Consider the following 11,599-nt stretch of genomic DNA (forward strand, 5'->3'; position numbering starts at 1 on the left):
AGTCTGAAAATTATCTTTACTTTATGTCGGACAAAAATTATAATTAGGTATGACATAAAATAAGGTGATACGATGAAGGAGAAAGAAACGCCTTTAAACCAAGTGAAAAAAAGGAATAGAGGGCGACCTCCAGCAGAGAATCCGAAGGTCAAACGAACAGGATTGAGGCTGGATGATGAATCAGCTAAGATACTACAAAATTACTGTGAAATAAACAACGTAGATAGTTCAGAAGCGATACGAACAGCAATAAAGCTTTTAGGTTCGAAAGTGAATGATTTTGGTGGTACTGAATGGAAAGAAAAGGTGCAGCAAAGTCAACAAATATTTAATGAAGCAACAACTTCAATTAATAAATTATTGAAAGATCTTTATGAAGTAGTACCGTATGAAAATAAGGGGAAGGGTGATCAAAATGAAAACGAATAAAAGTATGAAGTTGATAATTTCTCTCCTCATGCTCTTTAATATTGTTGGTATTGCTGGTGTTTCTGCTGCCCAAGTTCAGGGAGTCACGGTAAAGGTGAATAATAAAAACGTCACATTTCCAGATGCAAAACCCTATACAGAAGGTGATAGGGTGATGATTCCTATTCGATTTGTGTCTGAAGCATTGGGCGCAAATGTGGGCTATAGCAAAGAGAGAGTAGTTACAGTTCAACAAGGTGATAAAAAGATTACAATGAAGGTAAACAGCACTTCTGTAGTGGTGGATACTGTTATAAAAAAACTTGATGTTCCGGCACGTTTACAACAATCCCGTGTCTTTGTTCCACTGCGATTTGTGTCAGAGGCTTTAGGAGCTCAAGTCGGATGGGATCAGAAACAAAGAATTGTGAGTATTACAACTGATACAAAGAAACCAGTTGATAATGGATCACAGCAGCCTAATAAGGATTTCGGTTGGAATCAAGAAAACAAAGACCTTGGAAAAGTTTTGTTTGTGGATAATATAAGCCTTACAAACGGCGTGGTTACTTTTACGCTTCCGAAAGATGTGAAGGGAACATATTATAATCCTGGCGGTGGTAGTTTGTTAACACCAGGGAATAAATATACTTTTGCTGTTGGACAAGGAAAGGGATTTGTTTCTTTCTCGATGGTAGATCCTACAAATGCATTTTGGGAAAACTTTTCAGTTATTTTTGATGTTCAAGATTCAAACCTTGTAAGGGATTTTTCCGAACATAAGAAAGATGCAGTAGTTAAAAATGGAGATAATGAGAGCCTTTTGTCTGAAGTAATTAAAGCAGCCCAATCTTTAAAGTAATCTGCTTTTATGAGTCGAATAAAAATCATAATCTTAGCAAAAAGACCCCTTCTAAAATGAGGGGTCTTTTTGCTAAGAGAAAAGAGGAGGGTTACGTTTGAAAAGGAAAATAATGCTAATTATATCATGTTTCTTTGTTATGTTCGGTGCAGTGTCTAGCGCTGCGTCAGCTGATCCAATGGTGAAAAAATATGTGCCTCTTTGGAACTATGACTATGAAGGGACTGCGCTTAATGGTTATATTCCAGCCATTGATAAAGATGTTAACGGGAACGTGTGGAAGTTAACGGGCTGGAAAAGTGTTTTTAGTTTTCCAAATAATAAATCAAGCATTATTAATAATTATGATGTTTTCAATGTGAAAAATAGTCCAGGGGAGGATTTTGATAAAGAGAATGGGTTTGGTTTGGTGTATAAAAGTGCATCAAGCTTTGGTACATTATTTGATGCAATTAATTCCAATAATCTAACTGTAAGTACTAAACAACTAAAGTATTATCGTGATAATTTCATGTTAAGTGCTGATGATGCGATTTTTAAAGAAGGGCATCCCTTTTTTTATAAATTGGAAAACTATTACCCTCTCATTCGTACATCGGGAATAGTACAGCGATTGGGAATAAAATTTGTGAAAACTGAAAAAACATCTGAAACTGAGAGAACTGCTTATTACAGTGTTTCACCTTGGCCTGAATTGAACGTTGTCCAGGGTAATAATTTGACAATAAGTTTTACTGCTTCAGGTTATAGTGAACGTAATATTCGTGTAGTTGCAGCGCCTAAAGGAGCTTTTCCGGATCTAAGTAACGTTGTCTCATTAACAGATGGGAAATTGATAAATACTACTGAAGATACCTTAAGTAAAACTCTCAATTTCGAAGCTAAGAAGATTCTTAAAGTTCTAGGGAAAGACGTTGATATTATTGTAGAAGATGGTTATGGCAGAACCGCTATTAAGAGTTTGACACTGGCTGACAATACACCTATGGACTATAAACCAACTGAATTAACGCTTACAGAAGGTGGTCAGTTATGGGCTAAAGTTCGTTATGATGGAGAAGATTTTATCACTTCTGATTCAGTTAACGTAGCTGGAATCCCTAATACTGCAGAAATGAAAATCGGTGGTGCGGTGACTGGTGAGTTCACTATGTACAGTAACCAGACGGCGCTACCTCAAACTATAACCAATGGTACAACATTATCCTTTTTTCTAGGTAAAATCGATGTTGGGAAAAAGCCTGGTAAGTATTATATTAAGGCGAAAGCAACGATCAACAATCCAAATCATCAGAATCGTGCGCTGGAGTCACCAGCTGCAGCATATCTTAACAATGAAATTAGTGGTGAGTGGTTAATCGAAGTGGCTGAACCATCAACTGACTTGGTTGCCCAATCAGTGACGGCAGCCCCTTCAACGTTAGTAGTTGGAGATTCATCTATAATTTCTGCTAAAGTTAAAAATATCGGTGATAATGGTAAATCTAATGTGCGTATTCGTTTCTATGATAATGGAAACCAAATTCATGAGCTAAGAAAAGATCTATTGGCTAATCAAACGGCTACTGTCGGCGGGTTTACTTGGTCTGGTGGTGAGGGAGTACACAATATCACAGTTCATGTAGATCCACTAAATGAGGTTGAAGATAAGGACCGTTCAAACAATATTGCATCTACTGGATGTACAATAAACGGGCGTTCTGGATCGAGTGACGGAAATTGTTCACCTAAGCTAGAAGGGAATTGGAAAGTAACATATAGTCTTATAACGGGATATCACACTAAGACTAGTTATTACACCTGGAAAGATATTAATGGGAAAGAGTACTATAGTTCATATAGTTACACTGACTATAGTGATCCCATTTGGGAAAACAGAAGTGTCTCGTATCAAGAAGAGTTGAAAGTAACCTCAACAGTTACTACAAAGCAAGGGATTGCAACGGACCTCAAGAAACCTAAAGAATCTGATCGGGAAAGTAGAGGATCATGGGAAATCATACCTTATGCAAGTAAATCTTCTAAAGATCCTAATAGGATTACTCGGGCAGGATACGGTTTTGAGGTTAAGGTGAATACTGACTATAGCAATGATTGGGAAACAAAAGTACCAACGGGGTTGAATAATACTGCAGAACCGATAGGTGGAAGTTTTAAAGGTCCGGACGCAATGTATGCGATGGTTTATGATACGAGAGGTACTCTGGTTAAAACTATTAAAATGGAAAAAACATCGGGTAATAACAATACAGCAACTTGGGAGCTGCCAATACAAAGCGTAAAATCGGATTCAGGGAAGGTATATAATGATAGGAAATTTTTTACTGCTGTTAACTCACCTAATGGATCCTACACAATAAAAGTATACTCATCTGAATCAGGTATGACTGGATTGAAAGTATGTTTTGAAAAGAAGGTTGAAATATGGGGTTCAATGTATGATGATGTTCAAAATTTGAAGAGTAATTAATTCTGTTAACAGTAGCCATATCCTCGGATATGGCTATTGTTATTTTGATTTGGAGGTGAATATTATACTGCTGCTTATTGCTCTAATTTTAATCTGTATGATATTTAGCTATACGGATATCAGGACAAGAAGAATTCCAAACAAAATCATTCATCCTTTGCTTATATTGATCTTCGTAATCAGAATGTTTGATGTCCAGTTTTATTTCGGACTCATACCAGCTTTAATACTCACAATTCTTTTTTTTGTTAACTCAAACGCGATTGGTGCTGGCGATATTAAGCTAATTGCATTGATTGGACTGGTTCTTGGTTTGGAAAAAACACTCTTTGTGATAATGGGGATGAGCATCTCCGCGATGCTATATCTTATCTTCCGACTCTTAAAAGATAGAGTAAATGTTAAGTCAATCCCATTAGCTCCATTCTTGACGTTTGGGGTTTTTTGTAGCGTTATTTTACTTTATTGATTTAGAACTTGACCTATTTTTGAAAGGAAGAATGAACATGGAGAATAGTATTATTAATTCAAAAATCGTTGAACTTGCCGTGAGAAATATCCGTGCTTCCAATGTGAATGTTGAAGAAGCTTATTCATTGGCATTACGTGAGGCTAGTCAATATTTTCAAACAGATCTTGATATGCCCATTTCACTCTCTGTGAAACGTCTCATTGAAATGAAAATCTGACACATTATGTTGGATGAAAGGTGTTGTTGAAATGAAAAAAACTTGGATATACATATTTATTATCTTTTTTCTGACTGTTGGAGGATTTCTTAATATCGGTTCAATAACAGAGGTGCTTGCCGATAATGTAGAAGAAAATCATGTGAGTTCAGATGAACAGATGAATGTGGAGATGAGTGTCCTAGATGATGTTTATAAAGTTGAGAAAGATACTGTAATAACTGAAGTGTACTCTTCTCAATTACTGAAGGTTGTTCCTTCAATAGATTCTCCCAGTATTGATATGTCTGGAGTAACACTTTCGAAAACTCTTACCGTGGAGATTGGGAATTCATCAGAAAGTGGGTGGCAATACGATATATCAATGCAGGATTTTATTGTGACTAGATCTTACTCGGATAATCGTCACGTAACCGCAAGTTTCCCGTCAAGTTATGTTGCTTTCACGGTTACTGATTTAGAGGCTATTGAGGGTAATCCAGAGGGGATATTCTTAGGTTCTGGATTTTTCTCGGACTCGCAGACTGTTCTTCAGGCTTCAGAGGGATCTGGTAGAGGTACATTTAAGGCTGCTATTAATCTAAATATCAGCGTACCGGCTTTACTTAATATTAAGAACGCCCAGGGGATGTCAATACCTGAGGGAAGAATAGGCATGTTAACCGGAAGTTATTCATCAACAATGACTTGCACATTGGTTTCAGGAATTTAAGCAGTTAGAGAGGAAAGAAAAAATGAAGAAAATAAGGACCGGTTATTTCAAAATCATTTCATCCGTTTTGATGATCTGGTGTGTATTTTTGGTGGGGATGGCAAACGCAGAAAGCTCATTCGTACTTTCACCAACTAAAGAAGTGGAAGAAGGTCGAGGTTACTATAAAGACCAGATCAAGCCTGGTGACACTCGGGAATATACTTTTTTCATTCGAAATGCAAAAGACAATCCTGTAAAGATTAAAATGTATCCAGCAGATGCTCTACCAGCTCAGAATGGGGGGAGGAGCTTTTCGGAAAAGGATCAGGAACTTAAGCTCGTGGGAAAATGGATGGAGCCGCAAGGAGTGAATGAATTCACTCTGAAGCCTAAAGAAGAACGCAGTTTTACTTATAAATTGACTGTACCAGCGGATATTACTCCAGGTCAGTATGTCGGCGTTATTGCTGCTGAAGAGCTGATCAAGGCAGCAGAACAAAATCCTAACATTCAAGGGCAGCAAGCATCATTAGCCATTGATGTGGTTAACCGAAGTGGCGTGCAGATGGTTCTGGAATACAAAGCAGATCAGGCGAAGCATAATATGAGCATTGATAGTTTTAAACATGATTATGTTAGTTCGGGATATTCCAGGCTGACGGTGGAGCTCAGTAATTCAGGAACTATACTTGAAAAACCTAAAGGTAAAATTCGTATAAATGATAGTAAAGGTCAAATAATCTATAAACAGGATTACGCTGCAGAGTCAATCTATGGTGGGACAACAGCAGATATGGTTTATATCGTGAATGAGACTCTTTTGTTACCAGACACATACGAGGCGTATTATGAAGCGACTTTTTCCGGAAAAACAATAAGTCGTACTTTTTCGTTTTCTATTAGTCCTGAGCAATCCAACGTATCTAAAGAGGCTTTAATACAAAACGGAAAAATAGAAGTAACTCAAACATTTTGGGATTGGTTAGAGCTTCATCTTTGGGTAGTTATTTTAGTAATCATAATTATTGTTATCTTTTTCTTTTTGTTTTTTTGGTTGTTGTTACTGCTTTGGAAACGGAAAAAGGAAAAGGAAGAAGAGAAAGAGTCTGATCCGGAGGCTATTAAACCCGTAGATAAGCAATTAGAAAACTAAGAAGGAATTATTAAGAACGGACTCTATATTTTTAGGGTTCGTTTTTTGTTGTTTTATTGTCTTGAAAGGAGGTGGTGATGTTCGCAGTGTAGGCTGATTTCTAACAAAGATAAATTTTCGAGGAGGAGAATCATGAAAAAAGTATTATTAAGTATTTTAATGCTGGTAGCCTTAGCAGTTCCAATGTCTGCTTATGCCGCAGATACAGGTGAATCAGAAGTTGTGGTAACTGGTGCGGGGCTTCAAATAACTCAAACGAAACCAACCTTTACGGATGTAACGCTTGATTTGAAGCAGAACCAGAGTTCAGCTGCTAACAGTAATTTGTATGTACTAGATGCGCGTGGTACTGCAGCTGGTTGGGGTGTTGTACTCAGGGCTTCCGATTTTAAACTGACAAAAATGGTAGGTGGAAAGGCAGTTGAATTTGTCATTCCTGCATCAGCTGTATCGTTCTCAACCTTGTACAAAAGTGCTATTGTCGGGACACCAATTGATTTCCAAGGAGCCAAGGGAGAGTTAGCAAATCAACAGGTGCTCTCCTCAGCAGACAGTCGTATTGTAGCAGTGATTCCCTCTGAAGGGGCGGGAACTCATCAATTTTTAGTTAATTACACCTTGAATGTTCCTAAGCTGATTATGGGTAGTAACGGACAACAGGTAGGTTTGCTACAAGGTACCTATACCTCAACATTTAGTTACACTGCAACAGCAGGAATATAAATTCGAATACTGGAGGAAAAAAATGAGGAAACAACGGACTCACACTACGTATAAGAAGACTAGAAGTGGATTTATATTTTTCTTAGTTCTGATGTTATTAGTTCCGGCATTAACCTTTTCTGGAATGGCACCTAAGGCACAGGGGGCGTCTTTCAAATCTGTAGTTGATGTAACTACTACCTATGCCCTGGATAATGATGTGTATTTTAGAGTTACATTTTCAGATGAGTCAAAAGCTTATTTCCACAATAACACATTGGAGTATCCTTATGATGCTAATATTCTAGATCGTGTACCTGGATATTACAGGGATAGAGACGGCTACATTTGGAACAGTAGTACAAATACAAAAATTAGTTCTTTAACGTATACATCTTTAGTTTCTTACAAGCTTAATATGAGTGGTGTTGTAGCTCCCAGTTATTTCGCCCTGACAACTGATGGAAAAGTACACGCATGGGGCGAAGGGATAAAAGGTCAGTTAGGTACAGGAAGTGTTGCAGATAGAACTACACCTGGTTTTGTTAAGAATGGATTAGATAGTACTGATCTCACTGGAGTTAAAAAGATATTGGTATATTCCGATATGGGTGTTTTCTTCGTAAAAGACACACAAGTATTCTTTGTTGGTTATAATGTCCTGGGCTTGAATGCAAATCTTGGTGTATCTATGCCCCAAACTGGAATACCTGCCTTTACGAATGGGTCATTTGACTTAAAGTTTGTGAATAATGTAATGCTAACTTCGGATGGATCTCTCAAAAAAGAGACAGATGGTAGTTATAATTTTTCATATAATCATTACGATAAGTCAAGAAGATATTTTATTATAAACGGTCAGACATACACATACACTAGTTTTTATAGCCCTGATGGTGGAGAAGATAGGGCGAGTTCTACTACTAAAGCGTTAGTACCCTTCAATGAAGATCCTAATGGGGTACTGAAAACGCATGTTTCGCTTCAAGTAGGGTATTTTGAGTTGTATACCTCATTAGAGGGATCAAATCTCTATAGATGGGGTCAATCTAGTATGGCTAAGTGGTATCCAGACACCACAGGAGGAATTAACTTCTCTTCTAAAGAGCTTATGACTACGGGAGTTAAGAAAACAACATCTACGAACTTCACAAGCTTAAATCTTATCCTAAAAGAAGACGGCACCACTTTTGTGTATGGTGAGAATAATAGCGGTTATGCGGGGGTTTCAGGTAGCGCATATCCTTCACCTAAGAGAGTTTACGGTCCTAATGATGAGCTAACTGATGTCGCAGATATTGGTTACGCTGGTCTACAAGGCGCTACTTTTAAAACAATGGGAATGGGAGCTTTTTATGCACTAGTGCCCTCTAGAGGGGCAGGTAATGACCTAGTTTACTGGAAGGGTTCTACATTCAAGACAACTGGTGTAGCTGGAGAGGCATTTGCTGGTTTTATTGAGCCAAGAGCTGGAACCGGCGACTCTGTTTTATTAGGTATAACTAAAGCAGGTAATGTATACAGTCTTAGCCCTACAACGGGTGTAGGTTCGAAGATACCTGGATTGACAAATGTAGCACCAGAGGGATATGTTCCCACTACACCTGAACAGCCTACCATAACTTCACAAACTCTAGATAGTTATAATAGAAACACACTAACAGTGGATTATGGTACAAGTTCAGTTAAGGAATATTCACTGGATAATGGAACGACATGGACTCCATATACTGCACCTATTGTAATTACACAGTCGGGTTCTATAACATTTAAAGCCAGAGCAGGCGATGGATCGACCTACAGTACAATACTCACGACAACTTTTACAAATACTCCTATAGTTATCCCAACAGGATATCCAAAGATATTAATTAGCGATGATATTGTAACTATAGATATAGGGTCTACTCCCACAAGTACAACAAAAGTCTACGTGTCTATTGATGGGGTGGAGTCGCTTTACACTGCACCTGTAAAAATTTCCGAAGGGACTCACGTAGTAAAGGCGACAATTAAGAATAAAACTACAGATGCTGTATTGGGGGAAGCTACCGAAACCGTGACTTCTGTTCCTGTAGCAACACCAACACCAACGCCAACAGCGACACCAACGCCAACAGCGACACCAACGCCAACAGCGACACCAACGCCAACAGCGACACCAACGCCAACAGCGACACCAACGCCAACAGCGACACCAACGCCAACAGCGACACCAACGCCAACAGCGACACCAACGCCAACAGCGACACCAACGCCAACAGTGACACCAACGCCAACAGCGACACCAACGCCAACAGTAACACCAGCACCAACGCTGGACCCAAGCTGGGGGAATCCAATCGGTTCTGAAGATGTAACGTTTAATGTTCTTTCAGGAGGGTTTTCCTCTCAATTTAATGGATTACTGCTGGACACAGTAACCATTAGTACTACAAATCAATATCAGGTTCTTAATAGTGTGACAAATTCAATTATTGAAGATTCACGGGGGACGGGAGCCGGCTGGAATTACTCATTAAAGGTAACGGATTTCATTTCTGATCCAGTAATCGACAATAGCTTGGGTGAGAATAACCTGGTAGTTAAAATGCCTTCAAATTCTTTAAGTGTAGATGTTTCAAATTCCAAAGTAATGGCAGGTCAAGACACTAATTTGAGCTTAAATGGCACTTATGTATTTAATGCTGAACCAGTAGTGTTAGCAAAAGCAGAGGAGTTCCAAGGTATGGGACAATATCAAATTCCAATGTCCTATATGTTGAGAGTTCCAGATAAAGTTGAGGTGGTTTCAACTGGAAGTGGAAGTAATTATCAAGTTGGAGCAAAAACAGGGCTGCGAGTAGGGACATACCGGTCACAGTTTACTTTCACCCTTGCATCAGGAATTTAATTAAATAGACCTGGATTTCTATTAGGGTTAGTGATTTGGAAAAGGCTGATTAATGGATCAATTTGATCTATTAATCAGTTTTTTTTTTACTTATAAATATCTGAGAGGATGAACAATAATGGATCAAGTGGATTTTTGCAATGATGATAAACGAACGGCGTTAGCTGATTTTCTAGGAATAAAAGTGGATCAATTAAGATCCTGGAGCGATGGTTCCTTTACTACAGGTGATAACGATAGTAATGACTATAAATTGACTCTTTCCCCATCTAGTTACGGTATATTCCAAGGTCGAGCCGGCAAATATTACGTAAATAAGAACTAACTCTACCCGGTCTTGGACGCTAGCAGCATCCAGGAGTATGAGCTGCAGCACAGATCCGGAACCAGCGGACACTAAGGTAAGCTGCTGAAGAATAGAAGGAGTGATTGAAATGAAGATAGCTGTTTATACCGGAATTACCAATGCGGGAAAACGTTTTGAACAATATACTACCCCTGAAGAAATATTAGAGGGGTACCAGAACAAAGATAAGGCCAGAATAATTATTTCTGACCTAAAAAGAACTGGCGTTAGCGTCCGTCCAATTAAGGGGAGTATTGAAGCAGTTTATTATAAAGTAGTTCCTGAATCTTAAAGGGCTTATTAGTCTATATAGATCCTGGTGTAGAGGTTGCTACTGGGTGCTAACAGCATCCAGGAGAGCGTGAGTAGCAGCTGCAGGGGATCCAGCGATAAGCTGCAGCACTTAGCCAGGGCAATGCACAGATCCGGAACCAGCAGATAGTTAGGTGAGCAGCTGAAGACTCCGGATCGATGCGCCGGCGGTAACAAGGTCCTGGGCGATGGACCGCATCCAGGAGAGCATGAGCTGCAGCACTTAGCCAGGGCAATGCACAGATCCGAAACCTGCAGATAGTTAGGTGAGCAGCTGAACTCCGGATCGATGCGCCGGCGGTATTTGGTCCTGGGCGCTGGACCGCATCCAGGAGAGCGTGAGTAGCAGCTGCAGGGGATCCAGCGGTGAGCGGTAGCATTTAGCCAGGGCAATGCTCATCCGGAACCTGCAGACATTTAAGTAAGCTGCTGAAGACTCCCAATCGATTCGCCGGCGGTAGCTGGCAGCATCCAGGAGAGCGTGAGCAGCAGCTGCAGAGGATCCAGCGGTGAGCGGTGGCACTTAGCCAGGAACAATGCACAGATCCGGAACCTGCAGACAATTAGGTAAGCAGCTGAAGACTCCGGATCGATGCGCCGGCGGTAACAAGGTCCTGGGCGCTGGACCGCATCCAGGAGAGCGTGAGTAGCAGCTGCAGGGGATCCAGCGGTGAGCGGTAGCATTTAGCCAGGGCAATGCTCATCCGGAACCTGCAGACACTTAAGTGAGTTGCTGAAGACTCCGGATCGATGCGCCGGCGGTATTTGGTCCTGGGCGCTGGACCGCATCCAGGAGAGCGTGAGCAGCAGCTGCAGAGGATCCAGCGGTGAGCGGTGGCACTTAGCCAGGAACAATGCACAGATCCGGAACCTGCAGACAATTAGGTAAGCAGCTGAAGACTCCGGATCGATGCGCCGGCGGTAACAAGGTCCTGGGCGATGGACCGCATCCAGGAGAGCGTGAGTAGCAGCTGCAGGGGATCCAGCGGTGAGCGGTAGCATTTAGCCAGGGCAATGCTCATCCGGAACCTGCAGACACTTAAGTGAGTTGCTGAAGACTCCGGATCGAT

Annotated in this window: 13 protein-coding genes; 11 read left to right on the forward strand and 2 right to left on the reverse strand. The window is 40.3% G+C overall.

The genetic code is table 11. The features are described from left to right. Positions 1-72: 72 nt before the first annotated feature. The 11 genes from MKZ09_RS34255 (at position 73) to MKZ09_RS34300 (ending at position 10,509) form a co-directional block, all read left to right on the forward strand. Entirely contained in the window at positions 73-429 is a 357-nt protein-coding gene (locus MKZ09_RS34255; protein ID WP_076138953.1) for a hypothetical protein, read from the forward strand. Further along, the gene (locus MKZ09_RS34260) at positions 416-1,270 is read left to right on the forward strand and encodes a copper amine oxidase N-terminal domain-containing protein (RefSeq protein WP_076138954.1); all 855 of its coding nucleotides are present in this window, start codon (positions 416-418) and stop codon (positions 1,268-1,270) included. Before MKZ09_RS34255 ends, MKZ09_RS34260 begins: the two co-directional genes overlap by 14 nt. A 97-nt stretch (positions 1,271-1,367) precedes the next feature. After that, the gene (locus MKZ09_RS34265; RefSeq protein ID WP_076138955.1) at positions 1,368-3,740 is read left to right on the forward strand and encodes a CARDB domain-containing protein; all 2,373 of its coding nucleotides are present in this window, start codon (positions 1,368-1,370) and stop codon (positions 3,738-3,740) included. A 55-nt stretch (positions 3,741-3,795) separates the two neighbouring features. Then, positions 3,796-4,209, forward strand: a complete 414-nt coding sequence (locus MKZ09_RS34580; RefSeq protein ID WP_143767404.1) for a prepilin peptidase — start codon at positions 3,796-3,798, stop codon at positions 4,207-4,209. A 37-nt stretch (positions 4,210-4,246) separates the two neighbouring features. Next, entirely contained in the window at positions 4,247-4,429 is a 183-nt protein-coding gene (locus MKZ09_RS34270) for a hypothetical protein (protein ID WP_076138957.1), read from the forward strand. 31 nt (positions 4,430-4,460) lie between these two features. Continuing rightward, on the forward strand, positions 4,461-5,141 hold the full coding sequence (locus MKZ09_RS34275; RefSeq protein ID WP_076138958.1) for a hypothetical protein: 681 nt from the start codon (positions 4,461-4,463) through the stop codon (positions 5,139-5,141). Positions 5,142-5,238: 97 nt separating this feature from the next. Continuing rightward, a complete protein-coding gene (locus MKZ09_RS34280; RefSeq protein WP_179088985.1) occupies positions 5,239-6,276 on the forward strand; it encodes a WxL protein peptidoglycan domain-containing protein in 1,038 nt (345 codons plus the stop codon). Positions 6,277-6,408: 132 nt separating this feature from the next. Then, on the forward strand, positions 6,409-6,999 hold the full coding sequence (locus MKZ09_RS34285) for a hypothetical protein (protein ID WP_076138960.1): 591 nt from the start codon (positions 6,409-6,411) through the stop codon (positions 6,997-6,999). Positions 7,000-7,021: 22 nt separating this feature from the next. Further along, positions 7,022-9,871 (forward strand): hypothetical protein, encoded by a 2,850-nt coding sequence (locus MKZ09_RS34290; protein WP_341041941.1) that lies wholly within the window; start codon positions 7,022-7,024, stop codon positions 9,869-9,871. Positions 9,872-9,989: 118 nt separating this feature from the next. Beyond that, a complete protein-coding gene (locus MKZ09_RS34295; protein WP_076138961.1) occupies positions 9,990-10,196 on the forward strand; it encodes a hypothetical protein in 207 nt (68 codons plus the stop codon). 109 nt (positions 10,197-10,305) lie between these two features. Further along, positions 10,306-10,509 (forward strand): hypothetical protein, encoded by a 204-nt coding sequence (locus tag MKZ09_RS34300; RefSeq protein WP_076138962.1) that lies wholly within the window; start codon positions 10,306-10,308, stop codon positions 10,507-10,509. Between the two features lie 437 nt (positions 10,510-10,946). On the opposite strand, the gene MKZ09_RS34305 is transcribed toward MKZ09_RS34300, so the two are convergent. Both MKZ09_RS34305 and MKZ09_RS34310 read right to left on the reverse strand, forming a co-directional pair. Next, the gene (locus MKZ09_RS34305) at positions 10,947-11,213 is read right to left on the reverse strand and encodes a hypothetical protein (RefSeq protein ID WP_340893374.1); all 267 of its coding nucleotides are present in this window, start codon (positions 11,211-11,213) and stop codon (positions 10,947-10,949) included. 197 nt (positions 11,214-11,410) lie between these two features. Next, positions 11,411-11,599 (reverse strand): hypothetical protein (locus MKZ09_RS34310; RefSeq protein WP_340893376.1); only part of this gene is annotated, 189 nt, incomplete at its 5' end.

It is taken from the genome of Paenibacillus sp. FSL R5-0908 (assembly GCF_038006245.1).
In the GTDB taxonomy this organism is placed as follows: Bacteria; Bacillota; Bacilli; order Paenibacillales; family Paenibacillaceae; genus Paenibacillus_AQ; species Paenibacillus_AQ odorifer.